A 25,758-nucleotide genomic window follows, 5' to 3' on the forward strand; every position below is an offset into this window, starting at 1 on the left:
TTAAGCCTCTCCCACTAAAGTTTCAAGGACTGCTTTTTCAATCATTACCGAGCGGAATGCTGCCACGAGGTAGGCATTTAGCTCATTTGGCTCGATGACATAGCAGTTTTTAAGGTTACGAAATGCTAAAAATGTATTTTCATCCATCAATTCTTTGACGATAAGAACATCGCGCACCCCAAGTTTATTGACAATAGCGGCTGCTTCTTTGGTTTTACCCGATTCAATCGCTACGGTATCTACGATAAACAATGCGTCTTTGGCTGCTTTTTCATGCAAAGCAAACTCAAGGGCTAGACGTTTTTGTTTTTTATTTACTTTTTGGATGTAGTTACGGTTGGTGCTAGGACCAAACGTAACGCCACCGCCAACCCATACAGGGCTTCGTGAGCTACCTGCACGTGCGCCACCACGGCCTTTTTGATTCCATGGTTTTTTACCACCACCACTTACTTCGCTACGTGTTTTTGCACTTGCTGTGTTAGCGCGCGCTGCTGCCATGTAGGATTTAGAATAAAGGTAAAGGTTATGGGCATTGATTTGCTCGTATCGCTCTGGAAGAGCGATTTTGGAAGCGTGCTCCCATTTTTCATTTAATACGATTGCTTGACTCATTTTACGATCCTTATCCGCCCCATAGCGCCATTAAATCCAGGAGTGGATCCCTTTAGCACGAGTACGCCATTTTCTGCATCGAATGAAACAACTTCGTTTTGAACGGTTGTTTTTGCATTGCCCATGTGTCCTGGCATTTTTCTACCCTTCATGACTCTACCTGGCCATTCGCAGTTACCAATAGAACCACCGTGTCGGTGAAAACGGCTACCATGGCTTGCAGGACCACCTGCCATGCCGTGACGCTTGATAACACCTGCAAAGCCACGACCTTTACTGTTGAGGCTTACTTTTAATGTTTTTGCTTCTTGTAGTGGAGCAACGTCCAAATCACCCGCTTCTTTTGCGTTGACTTCTAAGGTTGCAAAACGGTTGTATTCTGCGGAGAGGTTATACTTTTTTTGTTGACCAGCGATTGCTTTGTTCATTTTCTTGCCATCGCTATAGGCAACAAGTGCTGTATTGTTTTCACCTACCTCGCACACCTTCGCTTCTAGCACTTTTAGTAGGGTCACAGGTACGCTTGGCACGCTAATGGTTCTACTCATTCCGATTTTTTCTACGATATATTCCATCATCACTTCCTTACTTACCCATAGCTCGTACTTCGACGTTCACTTCAGGAGCGAGGTCAAGTTTCATCAGCGAATCAACTGTGTCAGAGGTTGCAGAGACAATGTCAATCATCCGAGCGTGGATGCGCATTTCAAATTGTTCTCGTGAGTCTTTGTTGACGTGAGGAGATTTAAGCACGGTATAACGCTTAATCTTAGTAGGCATCGGAACGGGGCCACGAATTTCTGCGCCTGTTCGCTTAACAGCTTCTACGATAGCTGCAACTGATCGATCTAAAACTCGGTGGTCATAAGCTTTCAGCTTAAGTCGAATTTTTTCCATAATTTACCCTTAAAAAAGAACATGTCGCTCGTAAGTCGACCCTAAAAAGGACTGAGATTTTACTGAAAGATGACCTCGAAGTCAAGGATATAGGCACTTTTAGGGAATAAAGTGGCTAATCTTTTCCTTTTTGCAAGGAAAAGATTACTTTTTGAGAAGACATTATTGCGCTTGTGCTGTGTGTTTGCGTTGGCGTTTATTAGCAGGAGAGGGCTGAGTTTTGAAAACATTACTTTCTGGGGTATTTTCTCTTAGAAATTTAGGGAGCTTACGCCCAGGAACGGCCATAATGTCTTCTATAATAAGCCCCTTTACAAAGCTTTCATCTTCGTGCATCTGGGTGATTAAATAGGTAAAAATTAGCCAAGAAAGCCTGTCTAAAGAGATTTGCCATGTGGATTCTGTTTGGCTATAAATCCATCCGCTAAAAGCCCCAAACCCCGCATAAACTTTTCCGTTACGCCATAATTTTGGAGCAGTTTTTTTGAAATTACCGCTGTTGTAGACCAAATCCCAAAACCGTGCAAACCGCTTCATGCGTTGCATAGCAGCAAAAGGAACATCTTGTGTTTGCAACACCTCATAAGGTGGCGTGTCGGCGTAGACCATTCCCTGCTCTTCATCGTGACGCGAAAGGGTGGTACCCGAGAGTTTTTTGAGCATCCCAATTTGAATTTCACACTGGGTTAGGGACTGAAGCATATCAAGGTTGCGCCCAAAATTGCCCAAATCCTCTCCAGGCAATCCCACAATCAAATCTACATGTAAATGCGCATGGGTGTGCTCTTGTAAAAAAGCGAGGTTTTGGGCAATTTTTGGGATGTTAAGCTTTCGGTGAATTCCTTTGGCGATGTCAGGATTGAGGGTTTGGATTCCGATCTCTAGTTGCAGCGAAGCAGGAGCAAACCTTGCAATGCGTTCTTTGAGCGCCTCGGGAAATCGTTCAGGAATCACCTCAAAATGGACAAAATACTCCCCCTCTTTTGCTAAGAAAAAATCCAACAACCGGGTCGCAGTAGCAATGCTCAGATTAAAGGTGCGATCGATGAATTTAAAATTTCGTACTCCCCGTTTCCACAGGGTTTCAAGGGCATCAAGAAAGAGTGGCAAGGGAATTTCGCGCACTTTTTTGTCTAACGATGAGAGGCAAAACTCGCACGAAAAAGGGCACCCGCGGCTAGCTTCCACGTAGCAGGTGCGATGGGCAATGTCATGGTCGGTGTAAAAAGCATAGGGCAAGATGAGGGTTTTCATGTCCACAGGGGACGCGCTAATGCGGTGTTGCGGCGGCTCGGACGTGGTTAAAAGTTGCGTTACAAGATTGTAAAATGCCACCTCTCCTTCTCCTTGGATAATCACATCTGCTTTGCCAAAATCCACGCGATGGGGAAGATGACTGGCTTCTGGCCCACCTAAAACCACCCAGATTTGTGGGGCGATTTTTTTGATAATTTCCACCAATTCACGCACTTCGTTGGCATTCCAAATATACGCGCTAATGCCCACAATCTTGGGATTGCATGCCAAGATTGCCTCGGCGGCTTCGGCCACGTTTGTGTTGATCACAAATTCAAGGAGGCGTGCTTTGGGTTGCCACTCTTTGAGGTTGGCAAGCAAATAGCGCAACCCCAAAGCGGTGTGGGCATAACGGGCATTAAAGGTGGTTAAGACAATATCGTGCATCGGTTTTTCTTTACATGTAAGGTTTTGAGACAACATTATACTTCATTTTTTTACCATCGGTTTGGTATACTTTTTGGGTTACTCATGTAAGGAATTCCCGTGAAAGCTCTTGAAACGTTGTACGAAAAACCCCCTATATTTCACCATTTTCATGACCGAAAAGTGCGCGTTGAAACCCCAAACACTCTTGTCGTTGGCCCTAAAGGCGCAGGAAAAACAGCTCTGCTATTAGATTACCTCTCCACCCTTCCTCCTAAATCTTTTCTTTACCTGAGCCTTCATGATGTGCGCCTTGACCCAAGAGAGCTAGGGGACGCGCTAGAAACGTTTTGCAAAACCACCCCGCTTACCCTTTTAGTCATCGACGATTACACGCCCGCACTGGCCCTTCCCCAGGACATTCCTCTTCTTCTTAGCTCCACCGATACTGCTTTACATGTAGAAGGATTTACCCGCATGCTTGTGGATGCCTTGGATTTTGAAGAGTTTATGGCCTTTAGTAAAGGAGCGGCTTCAAGCGAACATCTTTTTAACCTCTACGCCAATCACGGCAGATCGCCTGCCCATGTGGCACTAGGTGAAACCGAACTTGCCAAAGCCCTGCAGACTTCGTTGTTATTAGATTTGTACGACCCTCTTTTAATCACCCTGTTTCGCCACATGGCACTCTCGCAATCGCGCCCGCTCTCTTTGCACCACCTCTACCAATCCCTCAAACCCCATGTAAAGCTCTCTAAAGACAGTCTCTATAGCGCAGCAGCGCTGTTTGAACGCAAAGGGTTGTTGCATTTTGTCTCCAAATTTGACGCACCCAAAACGCCCAAAAAAGTCTACCTCAATGACTTTGCCCTCAAAAATGCCCTCACTTTTGAAAAAGATTTTTTACGGCGTTTTGAAAACATTGTCTTTTGTGAACTGCTCAAAAAACACACGACCATTTACTACACCCCAGTAGTGGATTTTTACTTGCCTTTAGCCCAAGAAGCGCTGGTGTGCATTCCTTTTTTGCCACCAGAACTTATCTTGCGTCGCTTTGGGGGAATGGTCGAACATTTGCGCGGTCTTGGCATTAAGCGCCTCAGTGTTTTAAGTGTTGGCAATGAAGGCAGTGGCGAAAAAGAGGGAATCGTGTGCGAGATTATTCCGTTTTGGGAGTGGGCACTTCAGTGCTAAACATGCTTTACATGTAAAGATTTTGTGTAAAATTAGGATAAAGGAAACAGATGTTATGTGGCATAGATGAAGCTGGACGAGGATGCCTTGCGGGGCCTTTAGTGGTCGCGGGATGTGTCTTAAATACTCCTATTGAAGGGCTCGCAGATTCTAAGGCCCTAAGCCCCAAGCGCCGTGACATCCTCTTTGCCCAAATTACCAAAAGTGCGTCTTTTAGAATTGTGTGGTTTTCCCACACCAAAGTAGACACCTTAGGCCTTAGTACCTGTTTACACTACGCCCTAAGCCGCATCAAAGCCCATTTTAACACGCACGACATCCTCATGGATGGCAATTGCACTTTTGGGGTAGAGGGGATTCAAACCCTCGTTAAAGCCGATGCAAGTATCCCCGAAGTAAGTGCGGCTAGCATCTTGGCTAAAGTTGCAAGAGACCGCTACATGCTACGAATGCACACGCGCTTTCCGCAGTACGGCTTTGATAAACACAAAGGTTACGGTTCGGCACACCACATGGAGCGCATTCAATCTTTAGGGCCAAGCCCTTTGCAACGTCACAGCTTTAAAATCAAGTCGCTCAGGCAGCCTTCGTTTTCATTTTAGATACACCTTCAAGGCAGAGCCCTGAAGGCTACGCTAACGCTGAGTTTTCCTCGGCGGAAGGCCCACGCACTCTTAGTACTTGCTTTTTTTCAAGGGCTGATTTGAAAAAGGGTAACCTTTTTCTATCAGTAGGCCTTAAGGCATTATGAGTAAAATTCCTAGATAATAAAATTTATTAGTAAGGAGGGTTTATGAGCAAGCAGTTAACCACCACCGCAGGCAATCCCATTGCCGACAACCAAAACAGCCAAAGTGCAGGGGCGAGAGGGCCTCTTTTGATGCAAGATTATCAGCTCATCGAAAAGCTTGCCCACCAAAACCGTGAACGCATCCCCGAGCGCGTGGTGCATGCCAAGGGCAGTGGTGCTTACGGCGTGTTAGAAATCACCGAAGATATTTCCCGCTACACCAAAGCCACCGTCTTCCAAAAAGGTGAAAAAACCCGCATGTTGTTGCGCTTTTCTACCGTAGCAGGCGAGCGCGGTGCGGCAGATGCTGAGCGCGATGTACGCGGCTTTGCCATGAAGTTTTACACCCGTGAGGGCAATTGGGACTTAGTAGGCAACAACACGCCGGTGTTTTTCATTCGCGATGCGTACAAGTTTCCCGATTTCATCCATACCCAAAAGCGCCATCCCCATTCCAACATGCGCTCCAACACCGCCATGTGGGATTTTTGGTCTTTGAGTCCAGAATCCATCCACCAAGTCACCATCTTGATGTCTGACCGCGGACTTCCTAAAAGTTATCGTCACATCAACGGCTACGGCTCCCATACCTACAGCCTCATCAGCGCCAACAACGAGCGTTTTTGGGTGAAATTTCACTTTAAAACCCGCCAAGGTATCCAAACCCTCACTAACCGCGAAGCCGAAGCCATTGTCGCTAAAGACCGTGAGAGCAACCAGCGCGACTTGTTTGAGTCTATCGAAAAAGGCGATTTTCCCCAGTGGGATTTCCAAATCCAAATCATGACCGAAGAACAAGCCAAGCATGCGGCCTTTAACCCGTTTGATTTGACAAAAGTGTGGCCACATGGAGAGTATCCCATCATCCCCGTGGGCGTACTTACTCTTAATGAAAACCCAAAAAACTACTTCAATGAGGTAGAGCAAGCCTCTTTCTCACCCTCAAACGTGGTGCCAGGCATCAGTTTTTCACCTGACAAAATGCTCCAAGCACGGATTTTTTCCTATCCTGACGCGCACCGCTACCGCGTAGGCACGCACTACGAAATGCTTCCTGTTAATCGCCCCATTGTGGAGGTTAACACCTATAACGCCGATGGCTCGATGAACTTTAGCGCAGGCATTAGTGGGGATGCATATTATGAACCCAACAGTTTTGATGGGCCCAAAGAAAACGCCGCCTTTGCCGAACCACCATTGGCTCTTGAAGGAGACGCAGACCGCTACGACCACCGTGATGGCAATGACGATTTTTCCCAAGCCAGAGCGCTGTTTAATCTCATGAACGAAAGCCAAAAAGCCCAGCTTTTTAGCAATATTGCCGAAGCGATGGATGGGGTTCCAGCAGAAATTGTCGCGCGACAGATGAAGATTTTTGAGCATGTTTCGCCTGATTACGCCAAGGGCGTACAAACAGCACTAGGAAAATAATATGCACGTTACACCCGAAGAAGAAGCACGCTACGAAGAGCTCCAACATATGGCGCTGGATTTTGCCAGAGGAGGACATACGGTGGCGCTCATGGCAATGGTGGGTGCGGGCATGAGTGTAAACTTATGTGATGCCAAAGGCAACACGCTGTTGATGCTTAGCGCTTACCATAACCATCTCAAAACGGCGCAGGCTTTGTTGCTTCAGGGTGCCAATGTAGACCAAAAAAACGACCGGGGACAAACCCCGCTTGCAGGGGTGTGCTTCAAGGGCTACGACGCCATGGCAAAACTCTTGTTAGAACATGGGGCAAACCCTTATGAAAACAACGGTTTGGGTGCCACGCCCGTCACCTTTGCCCTTCTTTTTGGGCGCAGAGAACTGGCCCAAACCCTCATCAGACACGGGGGCAAAAAGCCCTCGGTCTTTGAACGTTTTCTCTTGGGATTTGGACGGTGGTTTTCTTCTAAAAAATCTTCCGCTTAACTTCACGAAAAAATCCTTACATGTAGACCTTTTTTGAGTAAATTAGCCCCTTTTAAAGCCCTTGATTTAGGGATTTAAAAGGAATCTACTGCAAATGACATTTTTTGGAGTACAATTCCAAAAAATCACCCCCCCAGGAGACCCCTCGTGCCAACCTTTAGTGTTCGCGGACACAAGCTTAAACACTTTGACATGAAAGCCAAAAGCCTGATGGAAAACCACCTTCAAGAGCTGGACATTAACATCAGCGACTACACCTTTGCAGCCAATTACATTTGGCTTTCCAATGTAAGCGGTTTTTACACCATCATCAACGACTCTTTTTGCCTTTTTGCCATGACGGGCAGCGAACTTTCCATGCTCTTGCCGCCCCTTGGAAAGAAAGAGAATTTTTACGATGCCGTCATGGAATGCTTTGCCATCATGAATGAAAACAACGCCTCACGCTACTACGCGCGCATCGACTACGTGGCGGAAAAGATGCTTGAAACCTTCGTCAATGACCTTGAAGAAGGGACTATCATCTACGAAGTGTTGCAGGACTTTCTCGTGGAGCGCAAATTGGTAGACTACCTGTACAAAAGCGACGACCTCATCGAACTCAAAGGCAACGCGTACCACACCAAACGCAACGAGATTAACAAATTTAAAAAAGCCTATCCCAACTTTCGTGTCGCCCTTTTAGACCCCGAAGAACATGCCAAACCCATCATGCTCCTCTTTCACAAATGGGTGGGCGACCGCATCCGCTATATGCCCAAAGAAGAAGCGGAGCTGTTTTTGGAGGGCATTTACCAAGAACAACACGCCGTCAAACGGATGCTTAGCCATTTTAACGAGCTTGGTCTCATTGGGATTGTGCTGTATATTGATGAAGAGGTCAAAGGCTTTACGGTAGGGGAACGCATCAACCACGAAACCGCCAGCGTCATCATCGAAAAAACCGACTTTGAGATTTTGGGTTGTGCACAGTTTGTCTTCCGTGAGTTTTCTAAGATTTTAAAAGACACCTACGGGTCACTCTACATCAACGTGGGCGATGACATGGGTTTTGAAAACCTCAAAAAAGTGAAGATGAGCTACCGACCCGACCGCCTCATCCCCAAGTACACCATCTACCAAAAATGATTTGCAAACACGCGCGCGGGGAAGAGTTGCATGCCTTGCTGGAGATTGAAAACGCGTGTTTTGGCGAAAAAGACAGCCCTTTAACCAAGCGCACCATGGGCTATCATCTGAGGCGCGGGCGCATCATAGGGGCGTACGAAGGGGGGGAACTACGCGGCTACATCCTCGTCTTCCCCCGTAAAATCCCGCGCGTTTATTCTCTTGCGGTTCACCCCAGTGCGCGCGGGCAGGGCATCGCCCAAATGCTCCTCCAACACGCCTTACATGTAAACGCCCGTTTGCGCCTTGAAGTACGCGCAGACAACCTTGGCGCTATCGCGCTATATGAAAAATTGGGCTTTACATGTAAAGGGCTAAAAAAGGCGTTTTACCCTGATGGGTGCGATGCAAAGGTGTACGTTAGCCCCTAATCCTTGTTGCAGTTGGAACGCTTTTGCAACACTCCTTTTGTTATAATCTTTTAACCGATTTTAACAAAAGGGAAACAATGGGGCGCATGGTGGGGATGTGGGTTGTTGCTATTGCTTGTTTATGGGCCAAGCCCTTTGTCTTGCCTGAAACGTTTGATGCACACTCTCTCATGCCCCACACCCATTACCTGCTTACCCAAGAGACCGACCACACACCCCAAGAAGTCCTCAACCAATCCTCTTGGCAAGAAGCCCCGCATACCATCCTTTCCTTTGGCTTTGATGAGCGGTCCCATTTGTGGCTCAAAGCAAGCCTTGAAAACCCCCACGAAGAATCCCGCACCTTTGCTGTGCAATTTTTTCCACGCATCAACGAACACATTGCATTGTTTCAATGCGCCACCACTTGCCAACCGCTCTCCCTAAAAGCACCCCATTTTTACCTCCAGCCTACCTATGAAATCACCCTAGCACCACAGACACACGTCATCCTTTTGGCACACACATACTCTTTTGGAACCGCCCTCAAGGCAAAATGGCATCTTTTCTCCCTTGAGCAGGCACGCTACGACATGCTCGTTGATGCCGTAGTCCTAGCACTCTTTTTTGGCGCCATGGGAGCGTTGTTGCTCTACAACGGGTTTTTGTTTGTGTTTTTAAAGGACATTACTTACGGGTGGTACGTGTGTTATCTGGCCGCCATCAGCTTTCACCACATGATGTATACGGGTGTGGGCTACATGCTTTTTCCGCCGTGGTTTATGGACATGGTGCGCGATGCTAGCGGTTTGGTGTTCACGCTTTTCACGTTTTTTATGATGCTTTTTACGGGAGCGTATTTTAAAACGCACCGGCACTATCCGCGCTTTCACCGTTGGCTCAGCCTGCGGTACGTGCTTGTGGGTGGCGCGCTCTTGGGAAGCTTTTTTCCTGTCCTCTTTCAACCACTTTTAGCCCTTAACGCGGTGCTTGTCTTTTCCCTTTTGGGATTTGGGTACTACTTGTTAGCCAAGCGCAACCCTCTAGCACCCTATTTTGCCGCGGGCTGGAGCGTACTTATTGTGTCGCTTCTTTTGATGGCCTTTTTAAACCTTGGCACCTCAACCTTGTATGATACCCTCCCTTACATTGCAGAAGCAGGCATCGTCTTTGAGGCATTACTGTTTTCTTTTGCCCTTGCGAGCCGTTTGCGCCTTTTGCAAAGGGCCAAAGAAGAGAGCGATCGCGCACTCTTGGCCCTCAAAGAAGAACAAAAAGCCCTCTTGCAATCCACTGTTGAAGAAAAAACTGCCAGTCTTAAAGAAGCCCTTGAACACAAAGAAGTTTTACTCAAAGAGCTAAACCATCGGGTAAAAAACAACTTGCAAATGATTGTTTCCCTTTTAAATCTTCAACTTCCCCGCGCCCAAAGTACAGAGGCAATTTCCATGCTTGAAGAGGCCCTAGGACGCGTGCGCACCATTAGCACTCTTCATGAAATCCTCAACCGCGAATCCCCCCAAGAAACACTGGAAATCGCTACGTATTTTTCAGCGCTGGCTTCCCATGTTCAAGCCCTCTATGACCCTGAACAAAAAACCCATTTAACCCTTACATGTAAAGGAGTATTGCCCATTAAAGACCTCATCTACTGTGGGTTAATTCTCAACGAACTCCTTAGCAACGCCTACCGCCATGCACGCGCTAAAGACCCTTTACGCATTGCCGTTGAAGCTGTTGCTTCGCCACAGGGCGCCTCTATCGTGGTTTCTGATTCTGGCGACCTGTTTTTGACGGAAAAAGAGACAAAGGGGCTAGGGCTCACCCTTGTGCAAACACTCGCGCGCCAACAGCTTGGCGGAACACTTACCCACTCCACCCAACAAGGATGCACATGGACACTCTCCTTCGCGCCAAGCACACCCCCATCCTCGTCGTAGAAGATGAGTCCATCGTGGCGATGGACATTCTGCTCACCCTAGAATCCGCGGGGTTTTCACAGTGCACAAGTGCTAAAAATCCCAAAGAAGCCTACCACTACGCCAAAAAACAGCCGCCCACCGTGCTCATTTGTGACATCAACCTTGGTGAAGAGGAAAACGGTATCGATGTGGCCAAAACCTTGCACACGCACTTTGGGTGCGCCGTTGTTTTTCTCACCGCCTACAACGACACCAAAACCCTTGAAGAGGTGGCCCGCATTCCCTTTGCCCAGTACCTTTGCAAACCCTACGCACCCATCGCCTTGCTTTCCATGGTCAAACTTGCCTTGTTGCGCCACACCCAAACGGTACTACACTTTGGCGAGCATACGTATAATCCTTTTACCCAAACCCTCAGCTACTGCGAAAAACCCCTTGCCCTTACCCACAACGAAACCCTCTTGTTTCACCTGTTGGCCCTCAAAGAAGGAGCGGTGCTTAGCGAAGCGGAGCTTGATAACACCCTTTGGCCTTTCAAAGCTGTTTCCCAAACCACCAAACGCACCCTCATCCACCGTTTGCGTCAAAAAATAGCCCCTTTAAAAATCGTCAAAGTCTCCAACCTCGGCTACCGCTTAACCTAAACTCGTCCATTTGGAACGCTTTTGGAACAAAATTTTTCTACTATATAAACACAGAAACGAAACACAAAATACATTAATGCTTTACATGTAAACCACAAAAAGGAGTTCGTATGGGACATGTTGTATCAAAATTATGCTTAGCACTGTGCGTTTTTGGCGCGAGTGCACAGGCTGGGGGAGTTGGGAAGGATGGTTTTTACCTTGGGGCAATTTTAGGTGTCAATAGTCCCACGGTACAATCTACCGTCACAGACACAGGCGGGCTAGACACCTTTTCCACTGACATCAACAAAGCAGGGCTGATGTTTGGGCTTCATGGGGGCTGGAGGATGCATGTCGAGGGGGGATTTCATGGGGTGGAAGCTTCCTATAAAGACTCTACCGCCAAAGGCACTTACAACATGGGTTCTTTAGGGGGCGGATTCAAAACCAACGCCTCTTTTGACCTTTCCTACAAAGGTGGCTACGCCATCGCACCGGAAACCTACGTCACAGGGCGCTTAGGGTACGGTTGGCTCAGGGCTAGTCATCAGGTTTTTGGTAGCTCTTTTGTGGACAACGGTTCGTTTAACCACACCCTTGGGTATGTCTTAGCGGGTCTTGGCGTGGAACATTACCTTAGCAAATCCCTCTCTCTTAGTGGCGAATACCTTTACCGCCACGCTACCGAAGATGCCAAAAAGCGTCACATGTACACCAACAACAGTGGCGACTACACCGACATCAAAGGCGAATACTCTGACCACTCTTTTGTGGTTGCCATTAATTACTTCTTTTAATTTTTTGTAACAAGAGGGGCTTTTCCTTCTTGTTACATGTACACCTTTTTCACCTGCGCCAAGGTGCTTCCCATATTCAGCAGTAGCATGTCCGCTACCACCAATACCGCCATGGCTTCAGCGACGACGCTTCCGCGCACGGCGATGCACGGGTCGTGGCGGCCTTTGAGGTTACATGTAACGCTATTTCCGTGGATGTCTTGGGTAGGTTGGGCATGAAAGATGGAGGGCGTGGGTTTAAAATGGACACGCAGTTCTATGGGCGCACCTGAGCTAATGCCACCTAAAATGCCTCCTGCGTGGTTACTTAAAAAACCGTTTGCGCTCATGAGGTCGTTGTTTTGGCTGCCCCTTCCATAATTGCAACAATTCGTTTTCTTCTTCTGTCAATAAATCTTCATCTAAGCTTTCAATATAGGTTTCGATTTCTTTCAAGTCAATCATTAATTTACAAAATTCCTTAGAATTTGAAATCGATTCCTTATACATTCCTCCTTTTACAATAGCAAAAAAAGTTTCCTTATCCTTGAAAATAAGTTTCTTGAATTCTTCTTTTATTTGGTCTAATTTTTCCTGAAATTCTTCTCTATTTACAAGAACTGAGCGAAAAATTTCCTCCTCTTTTAAAAACGCCCAAAAATCCAACAATGCCAATTTTTCTTTCAAATATTGATGTACACGCTGTTTCGCTTCTTCTTCATATCCTTCCATTATCACAAAGATATCCATTTTTACCCATAATGGGGTTGCACTCTTTACATTGTCAGTGAAAAAGGCAACCATGAATTCTTCATTATTCATATTACTAAGCATCTTCTTTGAGAAGTGCAAAAATAACGAGTCTAAGGGTGTTTCAATGGTTGAATCTTTGTTTTTCACTCTAAAATATTCATGCATTTTTATGGCATTGTAAAAAGTATTTTTCTGCTCTTCTTTTTTGGAATGTATTAAGGTAATCTTATTTGCCATTTCAATAAAAAACGCACCTTTTTTTGCCTCATATAGGTGTAAAAATGCTTGCTTAAACACCTCGAAATCGTCACCCTGAAAAAGCTTTTCGGTTTCCCTAAATTCACCATACGATAGCTTGTCATCTGAAACAGAAAAAGCAAAATAGTTTTCAAAATAATAGGGGTCAGCAAGGTATTTATCTCCATGGTCTTTGTTTGAAAAGCCTTGACCATACGCAAACTCACTGCTATCCAGCATAGGGAAAAGTAAATTTAAAACATTACCAAAAACAAGATGCCTTTGGGTCATTGTTTCAAACTCTTTTTTTATTTTATCTTTGTCCAAAAGGTTCCAACTTGGACTAACAACACATTGGCTAAAGTCATCCCTAATCTCACTGTAAAGCCGATTGTTTTTTATTTTTAGAAGCGATAGAAGAAAAAAATCTGTAAAATTCACATCTTGAGCAATGATAGGATACTCAAAAGAGAGAGTACCTTCAAGAAGATAGACATCTCGCATCGTAAGAATATACTTCGGTACAATATCACGAATTACATGTTCCCATTTATATTTATCAAAAAATACTTTGCGTCTGTCTTCTTTAACTCTCGCAAGAATTGCATCCAACTTTTCATGCAACACTCCATGCAATGTCACATTATGAGGTTTTGGCACACAAAGAGGGTATTGGACGATTTTCTCAAGGTATTTTTCGCCTGATTCTTTTTTAAATGTCTCCAAAGAACGGGCAACAATCTCTTTGTCATACAATAGAAGGTAAATCACATTGTCAAAATCAGCTATACCCTTAACCAGCCTAAAAATAAACTCTGTTTCTTTATCGGTAAGCCTGTCGATGTCATCGATAATAATGACAATCTTTCTCTTCAGCCCCTGAAGGTATCCATTGATGCTTTTCTTGATGGCTTCAAGGCTTTGGGTTTTTGAAGGGCTTGATTTGGGTTTTAACTTCCACGTTGCGCTTAGCATCCCTGTTGAAACGCTTACATTTTCAGGTGCAATGACAGAAACAAGGGTCTTGATGTCTTTTTTGATTTGCTCATTCCATTTTACATCAAAGGAAGTGCGAGATAAAACTGTAATAAGTTCATCAAAAAAGAGCTTAACCACTTGGTGCAAATCCGCCACAAGCCAAGGATTAAAACGCATCACCTCAACCTCTTCTTGAATCTCATTTTCTATGAGGTTAACCAGCGAGGTCTTGCCACTACCCCATTTTCCCTCAATGGAAATCACAAAAGCTTCTTGCTGTTCGTAGTTCAAAATTCCCTGTGCAACTCTTTTGGCAAAAGAGCTAAAACCAAGCCTATCCTCATCATGTGCATTAATAGGAAAGCTTGAATTTTTCATTTACATGTAAAGCTTTTTGACTTGCTCTATGGTGCTTCCCATATTCAGCAGTAGCATGTCCGCTACCACCAATACCGCCATGGCTTCAGCGACGACGCTTCCGCGCACGGCGATGCACGGGTCGTGGCGGCCTTTGAGGTTACATGTAACGCTATTTCCGTGGATGTCTTGGGTAGGTTGGGCATGAAAGATGGAGGGCGTGGGTTTAAAATGGACACGCAGTTCTATGGGCGCACCTGAGCTAATGCCACCTAAAATGCCTCCTGCGTGGTTACTTAAAAAACCGTTTGCGCTCATGAGGTCGTTGTTTTGGCTGCCCTTAAGGCGCGCGGCGTTGATGCCCTCGCCTATTTCTACAGCTTTGACGCCGTTGATGCCCATCATCGCTTCGGCTAGCCTGGCATCCAGCTTATCATACAGCGGTTCACCCAGTCCCGCGGGCGCACCAACAATACGCACCAACGCGCTTCCACCCACCGAATCGTGGCTATTTTTAGCCGCTAAAATGGTCGCTTTTTGAGCTTCTTCGCACGTAGGGTCAAGAGCAAAAATCTCGCTTGCCTTGGCATGTTCAAAGTCCACGGTCTCGCCCAACACTTCACCGATAGCGCAAATCCCGCTTTGCACGCGGATATTTAGCGCTTCAAGCAAAGCCTCAACCACGCCAGCGGCCGCCACACGCGCAGCGGTTTCTCTGGCACTACTGCGTCCACCGCCTCGGTAATCGCGGAGGCCGTATTTTTTCCAGTAAGTTAAGTCTGCGTGACCGGGGCGAAAAAGCTCTTTTACCGCGCCATAATCGCTGGATTTTTGGTTTTCATTGGGGATAAACAGTGCGATGGGCGTACCCGTGGTCAAGTCTTCAAACACCCCGCTAAGGACTTGGACTGTGTCACTCTCCTTGCGTGCCGTAGCGTAGGGGGTTTTACCCGGACGTCTGCGCTCAAGCCAGGCTTGAATGTTCTTTACATGTAAAGGCACACCCGCAGGCATTCCCTCAATCACACAACCAATCCCTGCTCCGTGGGACTCCCCAAAGGTGCTCACACACAGGCGCTTTCCAAAATGATTCACCCATTCTCCTTTGATAAAACCTCTAACGCCAAACGTGCGGCTTCTTGCTGAGCCTCTTTTTTGCTTTTGCCTCTGGCACATGAAAGGGTACGCTCATGGACTTTGGCCGCCACTTCAAACTCTTTTTTGTGGTCTGGACCAAAAGAGCGCAACAGCACATACTCTGGTGTCACCCCAAAGCGGGCTTGGGTGAGCTCTTGAAGGGTGGTTTTATAGTCTTTAAAGATGCTGTCCATGTCGATTTTAGGGTACACGTCTTCCAATAACCGCTCTACAAACTCCCGCGTCCACTCCAATCCAGCCTCCAGATAAACTGCGCCCATCACTGCCTCAAACGCATTGGAAAGCAAAGAAGCTTTGATACGTCCTTTGTTGTTCTCTTCTGCCAAAGAGATAAAAATAAAATCTCCAAGCCCCAAATGTTGGGCAAGCATTTCAAAACCTTTTTCACTCACTAGCGACGCGCGCATTTTTGACAAATCCCCCTCAGGGACATTCAAAAAAGAGCGAAACAGATACTCTCCTACAATCAAATCCAGCACCGCATCGCCCAAAAATTCTAAGCGTTCGTTGTTGTATGATTTTTTGTAGCTCTTGTGTGTGAGTGCCTCGATTATCAGGTTTTTATCCCGAAACTGATAACCCAGACGCTCTTCTAGTGCTCTAATGGCTTGCTTTTCCATGGTTCACCCCAATAGTTTTGCTTTAGTGGCTTCTTCTTTGGCGATCACATCGCACCGCTCATTTTCCTCGTGCCCATCGTGTCCGCGCACCCACGTTGCTTTCACGTGATGGGGTTTTGAAACCTCAAGATACGCTTGCCACAAGTCTACGTTTTTGACATTTTTGAAGTTCTTTTTTACCCAGTTTTCCAACCAGCCATTAATGGCATTGACCACGTAACTTGAATCGCTAATAATGCTTACCATGCAAGGTTCTTTTAGCGCGCGAAGTCCCTCAATCACCCCTCTAAGCTCCATGCGATTGTTGGTCGTGTGTGCTTCGTGTCCGCGTACGATTCTTTCCACATCCCCATAGCGCAAAATCGTCCCAAATCCCCCAGGGCCTGGGTTGCCAAGAGCAGAACCATCACTAAAAAGGGAGATGTGTTTCAAGGCGTTCTTTCGTAATAATAGGTTCAATGTTCACACTTCCAAGGGCATGGCAACTGGGACAGCGGTAAAAATGCACCGGGAAGGTCTGCTTGCACGCATCGCAAAAATAGCTAAAGCTAAGCCCCGCGTTTTTGTAGCCGGCTTCTTGAAGTTTACCCAACACTTCCAGCTCAAACACTTCGCACGCATCGCTTGTGATGGCATAACCTCTGGCTTTAAAAACCGCTCTTGCAAGGGGGGCTGTAACTGCTTCGGGGCGCACCAAATAAGGGTCAAGGTACCACAACAAATCTACAATCTTCATTACTTCAAACGTACCAACTTCTTCCCAGTCTATAGGCAAATCGTATTTGAGCCAAAACTCAAACACCATGCGTTGGGCAAGAGCAAATTTTTCTTTGAGTTCACGTAAAGCAGCCAATTTGACCTCATTAGTCAGGCTCTTGTCTGCCAAAATACCCTTTGCCTTAACGTATGCTTTTTGGGCTTCCACGTCCGCGCCCATCTCTTCAAGGGCATCAAGCGCCTCTAAAGACCGGTCAAATTCTTTAAGTTTTTCATAGCTTACCGTGAGGTACTTAAGGGCTGTTTTGTTACGCGGATACAGGCGCAAGGCTTCTAAAAACACTTCCGAAGCGCGGCGCAAAAACCCCGCTTTAAAATAGGTCGTGCCAAGTTCGGTGAGAATGTACTGCTTTTCTTCGCGGTTTTTGACCCGCTTTAGGGCTAGCAAATAAACGCCGATAGCCTTTTCAAAATCCCCACTTTTAGTGTAAGAATGTGCCAAAAGTCCCAAGGATTCTGTAGGCACAGCAAAATCTTCAAGGAGTTTTTTGTAGCCGTCTTCGTCGGTAGTAATCTCAAAGCGCTTGATAAATTGTTCGATGCTTTGTTTTTCTTCTTTGGATTTAAACACACCCCACCAGTAGTTCACAAAGGCGATGATAAAGACGAACGTAAACAGCAGAATAATCCCAAACATCGGATCGCGGTACTCAATAAAAAACGGTTCCAAGAGCTACCCTTCGCGTGAATTGGGCTAGATTATAGCTAAGATTGAGTACAATTGCGCTTATGATAGACGAACAATCCATTCAAACCCTCAAACAACGCCTTGACGTCATAGAAGTCGTGGGACACTACCTTGAGCTCAAAAAATCAGGCGCCGCTTTTAAGTGCTTGTGCCCGTTTCATGATGATTCAAGCCCAAGCTTACATGTAAGCCCTTCTAAACAAATCTACCATTGCTTTGCCTGTGGCGCTGGGGGCGATGCCATTAAGTTCGTCATGGAATACGAAAAACTCACCTACCCCGAAGCCATCGAAAAGCTCGCAAGCATCTACAATTTCTCCCTCACCTACACCAATAAAATGGGCGAAAAGCGAGAAGAAAAAAAGGTGCTCGAAGCCCTCAACCTCTACTATCAACAATGCCTCGAAAAAGAGCCTGAAGCAAAAACTTACCTCCAAAAAAGAGGAATCTACGATGCCCTTGTTGAAAAATTTGAAATCGGCTACGCCCCGCCTTCGCACGCTACTCTTCGCTTTTTGCAAGAACATGGCTTCACAGTCAATGACGCCAAGGAAGTAGGTGCGGCAGACGTGGGTGAAAACGGCCGCCCTTATGCCAGATTTATGGAGCGCATCACCTTTCCCATCTACTCACCCAGTGGGAAAATCGTCGGTTTTGGGGGGCGCACCATCTCAGGCCACGTGGCCAAATACGTCAACTCGCCCCAAAGTAAGGTGTTTAACAAATCTTTTTTACTTTACGGCTACCACCTCGCCAAAGAACACATCCTCAAAGAAAAGCGCATCATCGTCACCGAAGGTTACCTTGATGTCATCATGCTCCATCAGGCGGGCTTTTCTACCGCCGTTGCCACTCTTGGCACCGCCCTTACCAGCGAGCATTTGCCTCTTCTTTCGCGCGGAAACCCCAGCGTAGTGCTTTCCTATGATGGGGATGAGGCGGGCATCGCTGCGGCGCTAAAGGCTTCGCGCCTTTTGAGCACCCACAACATCGCAGGGGGCGTGGTGATTTTCAAAGAAGGCCTAGACCCCGCGGACATGGTCCAACGGGGTGAGCAAGCCCTTTTGGCAAAGCTGTTTGATGCGCCTCAACCTTTTGTGGAATTTTGCCTTGAGCGGACTATCAAATCTTTTAACCTCAAAGACCCCCTCCAAAAACAGCGCGCCCTCGAAGAAGCGACGGCCTTTTTGAAAAGCTTACCCGCGGTGGTAGCAAACGCCTACCAAGGGATGCTTGCAGACATGCTCGGACTCAAAGAAAATCTCGTGCGTGTTCCTCAGCAAAAAAAAGCCACGAACGCGCCCCAAAAAAGGGTGTTTGAAGATGTGTTGGAACTGAGCATCATCAAGTCCATCTTGGCCGAACCTAGCCTCATTGACACGGTTCTTGACCTCGTGGATGCTTCTATGTTTAAGACTCACTACGAAGAGTTTCGCGCCCTTTTGGCAGGTCAGCTTGATCACCCCAGCTTGCGACGGATTCTTTTGTGGGAAGACATCAAACCCTACGCCCAAGAGGAGGAGTTTGTAGGGGCTTTGGTGCACTTTTTGGGGGCGTACTACCAAGAAGAATTAGAGCGGGTAAAGCGCGCAAACCATCTGGATTTTGCGACCAAAAGTTTTTTAATCCGCAAAATTCAGCACATTATGTTTAAACTTAAAAAGGGAGAACTTGTTCCGTATGAAAGCTTTAGCACTCTTTAGCGGTGGGCTTGATAGCATGCTAGCTATGAAGCTCATCACTGACCAAGGCATCGAGGTGATTGCCTTACATGTAAACATTGGATTTGGCCCAGGAGAGGCCAAACACGCCCTCATGCGCCAACGTGCCGAGCAAGCGGGTGCTACCCTTGAAGTCTACGACGCTCGCCAAGCCTATCTTGATGAAGTGCTTTTTACCCCAAAACACGGCTACGGCAAACACTTTAACCCGTGCATCGACTGCCATGGGTTTATGTTTCGTTTGGCGCGAAACCTTTTGCCTCATTACGGTGCGCAGTTTATCATCACGGGCGAAGTGGTGGGACAACGCCCCATGAGCCAACGCATGAAAGCCATCCACACGGTCACCGCCCTCGCGGGAGACGACGAAGGCTTGATTGTGCGCCCTTTGTGTGCCAAACTCATGGAAGAAACTTTGCCTGAAAAAGAGGGGTGGATTGACCGTTCGCGCTTGCTAGACATTAGCGGACGCAACCGCGAACGACAAATGGCACTGGCAAAATCCTACGGACTGCACGATTACGAAGCCCCCGCAGGAGGGTGCCTGCTCACCCATGCCCATTTTGCCAGTAAAATCAAAGACGTGGTGGCCCATGGGGAATTTGCCCTTGAAGACATCGTCTTGTTGCGTCACGGGCGACATTTGCGCTTGCCAGAAGGCGCTAAACTAGTGATTGGGCGCGACGAAGCAGACAACGAAGCATTGGAAAAGCTTAGCCACTCCAAGTACGATTTTATCGACCTTGGTGAACTGATTGGACCAACAGCCTTGCTTGAAAAGCACGCCAGTGCCACCGACTGCGAACTTGCCTTGCGCCTCGTGCTCGCCTACGCCAAAACCTCGCCCGAAGCGTCCTATTCGTTACATTTTAACCAAACCTTTTTCACCCTCTCACCACTTCCTTCAAAGGCTGCCGCACAAAAATACCTCATCCGCTAAGAGGCCTTACATGTAAAGCCTCTTTAAGGTTATTTTACTTATAATTGCGTTCTTCCAAACCGTGGGGTGTTAGCTCAGCTGGGAGAGCGCGACGCTGGCAGCGTCGAGGTCAGCGGTTCGATCCCGCTACACTCCACCATCACAAAATTAATTTTAAACTACCGAAACTTCCACCCCTCACCCTCAAGTGCCGCTTTAACTTTGGTTTGCACGTCCCCTTGCAGGGCTATCCACTCCTCTTCCCATGTGCCACCGCAGGCGAGTTTCTTTTTTAAAAAGCGTAAGAGCTCTTTTTCAGCCTCTTCCTCAAGGGCAAACCTACCCACTAAGGTCACAGGCTTGCCCTTGCGCCGCTCAAAGCGAAAGACAAGTTGGTGGGCTTTTTGAGGCTTTGCATCCTCTTTGGCTCCCGCCTTTTCTTCTTTACCCTGAAGGGCCAAAGAGAGCTCTTCAAGTTTTGCACCCATTTCAAACATTACTTGCGCCGACAGCTAGCGATGCCTAAAATCGCCCACATGCCCAATCCAAGGGCTACCATCACGCCTAAAAAATAGATTACTGCTTGCATTGTTTACTCCGTAATATTTTTGTAATTGTAGCGTGTTTAGGCTTTTACTAAAGGTCATTTGGATATAGTTTAAACAAAAAAAGGAAGCACTGATGCGAATTTTTTGGTGGCTTTTGCTGCCTTTGCTAGCTTGGGGTTTTGAGGGAACATTAGTGCAAATTGTTGATGGCGACACCGTTGTGCTTAAAGACGCTAAAGGGAGCCAAACCATCTGTCAACTTGGTTTTTTGGACGCTCCTGAAGACCGCGCCAACGACCGCCTTGTGGCGCAAGCGACCCGCTGCAATTTACCCCAATCTTCTCTCAAGCAGGCAGGCCAAGAAGCCACTGCCTTCATCAAAGCGACGCTTGTGTTGGGCGAAACCTATACCTACGAGCTTCTTTCCCCTAAAAATAACAGCTGGGCACACTGCCTTATCCACATCCCCAAAGCCGCCCACGCCCAGCTGCACCCCACCATCAATGGCGTCATGCTTGACCAAGGCTTTGGTGCTTTTTTTCCGCTTGGCAAGCAGTCCCCCCATGCCAATGAAATGGAAAAATTTGCCAAAGCTGCCCACAAAGAGGTACGTGGCCTTTGGAAAACCCACCCGCGCATCATGGAGTGTCTTTCACCCATCCCCTAGGGATTGCTTACATGTAACCACTTTTAAAGTACAATTAGCGTAATTTTTTTTGAAGGAACATACGTGGCTTCGGCACTTATCATTGGCGACATTCCCATTCACGAAGGGGAAGAAAAACAGCTTTCTCTCCCCTTGCCAAACCTGTACAACACGCCCGCATTTTTGCCCTTACATGTAAAGCGTGGGCGCAAAAAAGGTCCCACGGTTTTCATCAGTTCGTGCATCCACGGCAATGAAATCAATGGCATCGAAATCATCCGCCGTTTATTGGAAGTCTCCTTGCTCAAACGCTTGCGCGGCACCCTTATCTTGGCACCTGTTGTCAACCCTTATGGGTTTAACAGCCTCTCGCGCTACTTGCCCGACCGTCGTGACCTCAACCGCTGTTTTCCAGGCTCCTCCACAGGCTCTCTTGCCTCACGGGTTGCCAAAACCTTTTTTGATGAAGTAGTGCTTAAAAGCGATTTTGGCATCGACCTTCACACGGCGGCTTTACACCGTTCCAACCTGCCTCAAACCCGCGTAGCATACGAAGATAGCGCTCTTTTGGAGTTTGCCAAAGCCTTTGAAGCCCCCGTCATTTTAAATGCTCCTTACCGCGAGGGAAGTTTGCGCTATTGCGCCCACAAAGCGGGCATTCCCGTGTTGCTTTACGAAGCGGGCGAAGCACTTAGGGTCGATGAATCTTCCGTGCGTATCGGGGTAAATGGCATTGTCCAAGTCCTTAAAAAACTAGGCATGCTTCCCCAAAAAGAGTCCCAAAAAAAGCGACGCAAAAACCCCCTTTACACCCAATCAAGCAACTGGGTACGCGCTAGTGAGAGTGGCATTATGCGCGCGCTAAAAAACCTTGGGGACACGGTGAGCAAAGACGAAGTCATCGCCCTCATCGAGAAACCTTTGTCCACTGCTCCAAGCTTTGTCCGCGCACCCCACAATGGCATCATCATCGGACGCACGGAGATTCCTTTGGTACAAGAAGGGGACGCACTCTTTCACGTGGCAGCCTTTGAAAACCTCGAAAAAGCAGAAGAGCGCATCGAGTATTTCCAAGACGCCGCCATCAGTCAAAACGACTTTTTGGAACTAAAGGATCAACATGTCATCTCCGAATAAAGCCATCATTGGTCGGGTAGAGCTTGTTGCTTTACCGGCTTTTGGACTAGAAGAATTGGAAGCAAAAGTCGACACGGGTGCAGACAGTAGTGCACTTCATTGCACCAACATTGCTTTACATGAAGACCATAGCGTCTCCTTTCATGTACTTGATGTCAACCACCCAAGTTATGTCTCCAAGCCTTTTCGTTTTCCTATTTATGCACTCAAAAAAGTCAAAAGCTCCAATGGGATTTCTAAAAAACGGGCTTTTATAAAAACGGAAATTTCCATTCATTCTCACATCTACCCCATCGTACTCTCCCTGACCGACCGCTCCGACATGTCAAAACCCATGTTGCTTGGGAGAAAATTTTTAGAAGGACTTTTTTTGGTAGATGTGGCACTAAAACATACATTTAAACAAAGGAAACAGCCATGAAACTGGCGATTTTATCACGCAACGAAACGCTTTATTCCACCAGACGCTTGTACGAAGAAGCGTGTGCCAAAGGGTGGGAAACTCATATTTATGACTATTTGAAATTTACTGTTGAAATTATGAAAGACGAACTTTTTATGAATTACGGGGGTAAAAAAATCCTCAGACCTGATGCTGTTATTCCACGTATTGGAGCTTCGCGCACCTTTTTTGGCACAGCCATGGTGCGCCATTTTGAGATGCAAGACAGTTTTTGCGTTAACGGCTCGCTAGCTATTTCTCGATCACGCGACAAATTGCGCGCCTTGCAAATCCTCTCCAAGCGGGGTATCGACATGCCAAAAACCGTTTTTGCTTCCAACCAATCAGACCCCAAGGACGTCATCAAACTTATCGGGGGTACGCCTTTTGTCATTAAAATTTTAGAAGGCACCCAAGGGGTTGGTGTGGTCCTAGCTGAAACCCAAAAAGCCGCCAAATCGGTACTGGATGCTTTTTATGGCATGAACGTCAACTTGCTTGTGCAAGAGTATATCGAAGAAGCCGCGGGTACTGATATTCGAGCGTTTGTGGTAGGAGGCGAGGTTATAGGCGCCATGAAGCGCCAAGGAGCGGAAGGTGATTTTCGATCCAACCTTCACCAAGGAGGCTCTGCCGTAGCCGTTAAACTCAGTCGTGCTGAAAAAGCCACCGCGCTAAGTGCAGCCAAAGCCATGGGGCTAGATATTTGCGGAGTGGACATGATTCCCTCAAAACGCGGCCCTTTGGTCATGGAAGTCAACTCCTCACCGGGGCTTGAAGGCATAGAGAGTGCCACGGGTGTTAATGTGGCAGGGAAAATCATGGACTTTATTGAAGCCAGCCTTCACCTTTCCCCCGCACCCAAAAAACGCAAACCGAGAGATATTATCGGCGCCTAAAGACGAATGTGTTTGGAGGGGATGTGGCTTTTTTCCCTTCCAAATACGTGCTGCAAAAGCGCTTCGTTATTTAAAAGTTCTCCCACACCCCTTCCTACTGCCAACAATGGCTCATGGGCCACGCGCACAGGAAGTGCCAATGCTTCACTGAGATACAAATCAAGCCCTCGAATCAATGCCCCGCCCCCAGTAAGCACAATGCCATTATCCACGATGTCTCCCGCGAGTTCTGCTGGCATCACCTCAAGCACACTCTTGATGGTCGCAGCCATTTGACGCAAAGGCTCAGCAATCGCTTTGCGCACCTCTTCACTATCAAGCTCCAAACGCACCAAATAGCCAAAGTTATCGCGCCCTTTAATGGTCGCCACAAGCTTTTCCTTAAGGGGGTAAGCCGCGCCGATTTCCACCTTAACGCTCTCAGCTGTACGCAACCCAATGTGCAAATTGTACTCTTGGCGCACAAAATCTAAAATAGCCTTATCAATCCTGTCTCCGGCTACCCGACTGGCTTTGCACAGCACCAGACCGCCCAGTGAGGTCACTCCCACCTCTGTCGTTCCCGCCCCAATGTCGACCACCATGTGTCCCATAGGTAAAGTAACGTCCAATGCTGCGCCAATAGCTGCAGCCATGGGCTCATCCACCAAAAACACCTCGCGCGCTCCCGCGCCAATAGCCGCATCTTTGACCGCATTGCGCTCCACCTGCGTCACTTCGCGCGGCAAACAGATGATAATGCGTGGTTTAATAAACCGTTTGCGTTGGTACACCCGTTCTATCATCGCACGAATCATAATCTCCGTGGCTTTAAAATCCGCAATTACCCCATCGCGCATGGGGCGAATAGTCTCAATTGCTTGGGGAGTTTTACCCATCATAAGCTGTGCTTCTTTACCCACAGCCAACACGCCCTCTTTGGTCAAAACCCCTTTTTTGAAGGCAATCACAGCAGGCTCATTAAGCACAACGCCATCGCGTTTTGAGAAAATAATAATACTTGAAGTGCCCAAATCAATAGCGATATCGTTTGAAAATAGTCCCATAAGTTTTTTTAGCATGGCATGGCTTCTTGTTTTAAATTTTTGCAAAAGAATCTTAACACGAATCGCGTTTTAAATGGTTTAAAGTGTTTTAAAATACCTTTACATGTAAAGGCAGCAATGGGTGTTTTTGAATTCTTTCGCGAATATGGCTATAATGTCCCTTTTATAGACTTCATTTCCTTTGTACTCTAGGGGTTTTCGTGAAAAAATTAACTTCATTTTTGGCGGGATTAGTGCTCTTTTTTTTCGCAACAACAACACTTGTTTATGCATCAGACCAAAGCGAGTTTGATGAAGAGTTTGCCATCATCTCCAAAAACGATCCGCTCGAGGGATACAACAGGGCGATGACACAATTCAATGATAATCTTTACGTCTATGCACTTATTCCTGTAGCCAAGGGCTATGCCACCGTTGCTCCAGAACCCTTGCGTGAGGGCATTAGCAATCTCTTTTATAATCTCCTTTTTCCTGTGCGTTTTATCAATGCCTTGCTTCAAGGAGAAGCCACCAAGAGCGCCGATGAATTGTTTCGGTTTGTCATTAACTCCACCGCGGGTGTCGGTGGATTTTTTGAAGTTGCAGGAACACATTTGGACATCCCAACGCACGCAGAGGACTTTGGTCAAACCTTGGGCACTTACGGTCTAAACAGCGGTCCCCATGTTGTCTGGCCCTTTCTTGGCCCCTCCAATGTGCGCGATACCTTTGGCATGGCCGGTGATTGGCTAGTAAGCCCCATGACTTACATTAAAACCGACACGGATGCACTGGCTATCAAGGGTTTTTATCGACTAAATGAACTTTCTCAAACCTATCCCCAGTACGAAACATTGCGCAAAGACGCACTTGATTTATACCCCTACTTGCGCGACCTTTATGAAGCACGCCGCGAAAAACTTATTCAGGAATAGC

At 47.1% G+C, this 25,758-nt stretch carries 27 protein-coding genes, 1 tRNA gene and 1 pseudogene; 17 read left to right on the forward strand and 12 right to left on the reverse strand.

Features of this window, described 5'->3' with window-relative positions:
* From rplD to JWV37_RS00650, 4 genes are all read right to left on the reverse strand, one after another.
* Positions 1–615, reverse strand: a complete 615-nt coding sequence (gene rplD / locus JWV37_RS00635; RefSeq protein ID WP_205457709.1) for a 50S ribosomal protein L4 — start codon at positions 613–615, stop codon at positions 1–3.
* Positions 612–1,190, reverse strand: a complete 579-nt coding sequence (gene rplC / locus JWV37_RS00640; protein ID WP_205457710.1) for a 50S ribosomal protein L3 — start codon at positions 1,188–1,190, stop codon at positions 612–614. The genes rplD and rplC overlap by 4 nt, the downstream gene beginning before the upstream one ends.
* A 10-nt stretch (positions 1,191–1,200) precedes the next feature.
* Entirely contained in the window at positions 1,201–1,512 is a 312-nt protein-coding gene (rpsJ, locus tag JWV37_RS00645) for a 30S ribosomal protein S10 (protein ID WP_205457711.1), read from the reverse strand.
* Between the two features lie 162 nt (positions 1,513–1,674).
* Positions 1,675–3,231: a B12-binding domain-containing radical SAM protein gene (locus JWV37_RS00650; RefSeq protein ID WP_240331930.1), complete on the reverse strand. Its 1,557-nt coding sequence runs from the start codon at positions 3,229–3,231 to the stop codon at positions 1,675–1,677.
* A gap of 63 nt (positions 3,232–3,294) precedes the next feature.
* Here JWV37_RS00650 and JWV37_RS00655 point away from each other — a divergent pair, with 63 nt between their 5' ends.
* The 9 genes from JWV37_RS00655 (at position 3,295) to JWV37_RS00695 (ending at position 11,938) form a co-directional block, all read left to right on the forward strand.
* Positions 3,295–4,368 carry an ATP-binding protein gene (locus JWV37_RS00655; protein WP_205457712.1) on the forward strand — a complete coding sequence of 358 codons (1,074 nt, stop codon included), beginning with the start codon at positions 3,295–3,297 and terminating at the stop codon, positions 4,366–4,368.
* Between the two features lie 50 nt (positions 4,369–4,418).
* Positions 4,419–4,970, forward strand: a complete 552-nt coding sequence (gene rnhB / locus JWV37_RS00660) for a ribonuclease HII (RefSeq protein WP_205457713.1) — start codon at positions 4,419–4,421, stop codon at positions 4,968–4,970.
* Between the two features lie 191 nt (positions 4,971–5,161).
* On the forward strand, positions 5,162–6,589 hold the full coding sequence (locus JWV37_RS00665; protein ID WP_205457714.1) for a catalase: 1,428 nt from the start codon (positions 5,162–5,164) through the stop codon (positions 6,587–6,589).
* 1 nt (position 6,590) lies between these two features.
* Positions 6,591–7,076, forward strand: a complete 486-nt coding sequence (locus tag JWV37_RS00670) for an ankyrin repeat domain-containing protein (protein WP_205457715.1) — start codon at positions 6,591–6,593, stop codon at positions 7,074–7,076.
* 147 nt (positions 7,077–7,223) lie between these two features.
* Positions 7,224–8,204, forward strand: a complete 981-nt coding sequence (locus JWV37_RS00675) for a DUF2156 domain-containing protein (protein ID WP_369407628.1) — start codon at positions 7,224–7,226, stop codon at positions 8,202–8,204.
* Positions 8,201–8,614 (forward strand): GNAT family N-acetyltransferase, encoded by a 414-nt coding sequence (locus JWV37_RS00680; protein ID WP_205457716.1) that lies wholly within the window; start codon positions 8,201–8,203, stop codon positions 8,612–8,614. The genes JWV37_RS00675 and JWV37_RS00680 overlap by 4 nt, the downstream gene beginning before the upstream one ends.
* 77 nt (positions 8,615–8,691) lie before the next feature.
* Positions 8,692–10,533 carry a 7TM diverse intracellular signaling domain-containing protein gene (locus JWV37_RS00685; protein WP_205457717.1) on the forward strand — a complete coding sequence of 614 codons (1,842 nt, stop codon included), beginning with the start codon at positions 8,692–8,694 and terminating at the stop codon, positions 10,531–10,533.
* The gene (locus tag JWV37_RS00690; RefSeq protein ID WP_205457718.1) at positions 10,488–11,159 is read left to right on the forward strand and encodes a response regulator transcription factor; all 672 of its coding nucleotides are present in this window, start codon (positions 10,488–10,490) and stop codon (positions 11,157–11,159) included. Before JWV37_RS00685 ends, JWV37_RS00690 begins: the two co-directional genes overlap by 46 nt.
* Before the next feature lie 110 nt (positions 11,160–11,269).
* Positions 11,270–11,938, forward strand: coding sequence for an outer membrane protein (locus JWV37_RS00695; protein WP_205457719.1), 669 nt, complete (start codon positions 11,270–11,272; stop codon positions 11,936–11,938).
* A gap of 32 nt (positions 11,939–11,970) precedes the next feature.
* On the opposite strand, the pseudogene JWV37_RS00700 reads toward JWV37_RS00695, so the two are convergent.
* The 6 genes and pseudogenes from JWV37_RS00700 to JWV37_RS00725 form a co-directional block, all read right to left on the reverse strand.
* Positions 11,971–12,288, reverse strand: a pseudogene (locus JWV37_RS00700) (chorismate synthase); the annotation flags it as partial.
* Positions 12,242–14,263, reverse strand: a complete 2,022-nt coding sequence (locus JWV37_RS00705; RefSeq protein WP_205457721.1) for a KAP family P-loop NTPase fold protein — start codon at positions 14,261–14,263, stop codon at positions 12,242–12,244. The gene JWV37_RS00705 and the pseudogene JWV37_RS00700, both read right to left, overlap by 47 nt.
* A complete protein-coding gene (gene aroC, locus JWV37_RS00710) occupies positions 14,264–15,337 on the reverse strand; it encodes a chorismate synthase (RefSeq protein ID WP_205457722.1) in 1,074 nt (357 codons plus the stop codon).
* Complete coding sequence (rnc, locus tag JWV37_RS00715; RefSeq protein ID WP_205457723.1) at positions 15,334–16,020, reverse strand: ribonuclease III; 687 nt, start codon at positions 16,018–16,020, stop codon at positions 15,334–15,336. Before rnc ends, aroC begins: the two co-directional genes overlap by 4 nt.
* 3 nt (positions 16,021–16,023) lie before the next feature.
* Positions 16,024–16,452 (reverse strand): ribonuclease HI, encoded by a 429-nt coding sequence (gene rnhA / locus JWV37_RS00720; protein WP_205457724.1) that lies wholly within the window; start codon positions 16,450–16,452, stop codon positions 16,024–16,026.
* Positions 16,430–17,467: a tetratricopeptide repeat protein gene (locus tag JWV37_RS00725; RefSeq protein WP_205457725.1), complete on the reverse strand. Its 1,038-nt coding sequence runs from the start codon at positions 17,465–17,467 to the stop codon at positions 16,430–16,432. Before JWV37_RS00725 ends, rnhA begins: the two co-directional genes overlap by 23 nt.
* Positions 17,468–17,526: 59 nt before the next feature.
* On the opposite strand from JWV37_RS00725, the gene dnaG reads away from it, so the two are divergent.
* From dnaG to JWV37_RS00740, 3 genes are all read left to right on the forward strand, one after another.
* Complete coding sequence (gene dnaG / locus JWV37_RS00730; RefSeq protein WP_205457726.1) at positions 17,527–19,188, forward strand: DNA primase; 1,662 nt, start codon at positions 17,527–17,529, stop codon at positions 19,186–19,188.
* Positions 19,166–20,146 (forward strand): argininosuccinate synthase domain-containing protein, encoded by a 981-nt coding sequence (locus tag JWV37_RS00735; protein WP_205457727.1) that lies wholly within the window; start codon positions 19,166–19,168, stop codon positions 20,144–20,146. The genes dnaG and JWV37_RS00735 overlap by 23 nt, the downstream gene beginning before the upstream one ends.
* Positions 20,147–20,209: 63 nt before the next feature.
* A tRNA-Ala gene (locus tag JWV37_RS00740) sits at positions 20,210–20,285 on the forward strand.
* 19 nt (positions 20,286–20,304) lie between these two features.
* Here the strand turns inward: JWV37_RS00740 and JWV37_RS00745 are convergent.
* Complete coding sequence (locus JWV37_RS00745) at positions 20,305–20,622, reverse strand: SUI1 family translation initiation factor (RefSeq protein ID WP_205457728.1); 318 nt, start codon at positions 20,620–20,622, stop codon at positions 20,305–20,307.
* A 184-nt stretch (positions 20,623–20,806) separates the two neighbouring features.
* Here JWV37_RS00745 and JWV37_RS00750 point away from each other — a divergent pair, with 184 nt between their 5' ends.
* From JWV37_RS00750 to rimK, 4 genes are all read left to right on the forward strand, one after another.
* Complete coding sequence (locus JWV37_RS00750) at positions 20,807–21,340, forward strand: thermonuclease family protein (protein ID WP_205457729.1); 534 nt, start codon at positions 20,807–20,809, stop codon at positions 21,338–21,340.
* Positions 21,341–21,403: 63 nt separating this feature from the next.
* Positions 21,404–22,456 carry a succinylglutamate desuccinylase/aspartoacylase family protein gene (locus tag JWV37_RS00755; protein ID WP_205457730.1) on the forward strand — a complete coding sequence of 351 codons (1,053 nt, stop codon included), beginning with the start codon at positions 21,404–21,406 and terminating at the stop codon, positions 22,454–22,456.
* Entirely contained in the window at positions 22,440–22,877 is a 438-nt protein-coding gene (locus tag JWV37_RS00760) for an ATP-dependent zinc protease family protein (RefSeq protein ID WP_205457731.1), read from the forward strand. The genes JWV37_RS00755 and JWV37_RS00760 overlap by 17 nt, the downstream gene beginning before the upstream one ends.
* Positions 22,874–23,797 carry a 30S ribosomal protein S6--L-glutamate ligase gene (gene rimK / locus JWV37_RS00765; protein ID WP_205457732.1) on the forward strand — a complete coding sequence of 308 codons (924 nt, stop codon included), beginning with the start codon at positions 22,874–22,876 and terminating at the stop codon, positions 23,795–23,797. The genes JWV37_RS00760 and rimK overlap by 4 nt, the downstream gene beginning before the upstream one ends.
* On the opposite strand, the gene JWV37_RS00770 is transcribed toward rimK, so the two are convergent.
* On the reverse strand, positions 23,794–24,858 hold the full coding sequence (locus JWV37_RS00770) for a rod shape-determining protein (protein WP_205457733.1): 1,065 nt from the start codon (positions 24,856–24,858) through the stop codon (positions 23,794–23,796). The two genes, rimK and JWV37_RS00770, sit on opposite strands and share 4 nt — an antisense overlap.
* A 185-nt stretch (positions 24,859–25,043) precedes the next feature.
* Between JWV37_RS00770 and JWV37_RS00775 the strand changes: the two genes are divergently transcribed.
* On the forward strand, positions 25,044–25,757 hold the full coding sequence (locus JWV37_RS00775; protein ID WP_205457734.1) for an MlaA family lipoprotein: 714 nt from the start codon (positions 25,044–25,046) through the stop codon (positions 25,755–25,757).
* Position 25,758 lies beyond the last annotated feature (1 nt).

It is taken from the genome of Sulfurospirillum tamanense, from assembly GCF_016937535.1.
Lineage (GTDB): Bacteria > Campylobacterota > Campylobacteria > Campylobacterales > Campylobacteraceae > Sulfurospirillum_B > Sulfurospirillum_B tamanense.

Coding starts and splice junctions, on each gene's coding strand:
- rplD (WP_205457709.1), bottom strand. CDS start 615: ATGAGTCAAGCAATCGTATTAAATGAAAAATGGGAGCACGCTTCCAAA.
- rplC (WP_205457710.1), bottom strand. CDS start 1,190: ATGGAATATATCGTAGAAAAAATCGGAATGAGTAGAACCATTAGCGTG.
- rpsJ (WP_205457711.1), bottom strand. CDS start 1,512: ATGGAAAAAATTCGACTTAAGCTGAAAGCTTATGACCACCGAGTTTTA.
- JWV37_RS00650 (WP_240331930.1), bottom strand. CDS start 3,231: ATGTTGTCTCAAAACCTTACATGTAAAGAAAAACCGATGCACGATATT.
- rnhB (WP_205457713.1), top strand. CDS start 4,419: ATGTTATGTGGCATAGATGAAGCTGGACGAGGATGCCTTGCGGGGCCT.
- JWV37_RS00665 (WP_205457714.1), top strand. CDS start 5,162: ATGAGCAAGCAGTTAACCACCACCGCAGGCAATCCCATTGCCGACAAC.
- JWV37_RS00670 (WP_205457715.1), top strand. CDS start 6,591: ATGCACGTTACACCCGAAGAAGAAGCACGCTACGAAGAGCTCCAACAT.
- JWV37_RS00680 (WP_205457716.1), top strand. CDS start 8,201: ATGATTTGCAAACACGCGCGCGGGGAAGAGTTGCATGCCTTGCTGGAG.
- JWV37_RS00685 (WP_205457717.1), top strand. CDS start 8,692: ATGGGGCGCATGGTGGGGATGTGGGTTGTTGCTATTGCTTGTTTATGG.
- JWV37_RS00690 (WP_205457718.1), top strand. CDS start 10,488: ATGGACACTCTCCTTCGCGCCAAGCACACCCCCATCCTCGTCGTAGAA.
- JWV37_RS00695 (WP_205457719.1), top strand. CDS start 11,270: ATGGGACATGTTGTATCAAAATTATGCTTAGCACTGTGCGTTTTTGGC.
- JWV37_RS00705 (WP_205457721.1), bottom strand. CDS start 14,263: ATGAAAAATTCAAGCTTTCCTATTAATGCACATGATGAGGATAGGCTT.
- rnc (WP_205457723.1), bottom strand. CDS start 16,020: ATGGAAAAGCAAGCCATTAGAGCACTAGAAGAGCGTCTGGGTTATCAG.
- dnaG (WP_205457726.1), top strand. CDS start 17,527: ATGATAGACGAACAATCCATTCAAACCCTCAAACAACGCCTTGACGTC.
- JWV37_RS00735 (WP_205457727.1), top strand. CDS start 19,166: ATGAAAGCTTTAGCACTCTTTAGCGGTGGGCTTGATAGCATGCTAGCT.
- JWV37_RS00745 (WP_205457728.1), bottom strand. CDS start 20,622: ATGTTTGAAATGGGTGCAAAACTTGAAGAGCTCTCTTTGGCCCTTCAG.
- JWV37_RS00750 (WP_205457729.1), top strand. CDS start 20,807: ATGCGAATTTTTTGGTGGCTTTTGCTGCCTTTGCTAGCTTGGGGTTTT.
- JWV37_RS00760 (WP_205457731.1), top strand. CDS start 22,440: ATGTCATCTCCGAATAAAGCCATCATTGGTCGGGTAGAGCTTGTTGCT.
- rimK (WP_205457732.1), top strand. CDS start 22,874: ATGAAACTGGCGATTTTATCACGCAACGAAACGCTTTATTCCACCAGA.
- JWV37_RS00770 (WP_205457733.1), bottom strand. CDS start 24,858: ATGCTAAAAAAACTTATGGGACTATTTTCAAACGATATCGCTATTGAT.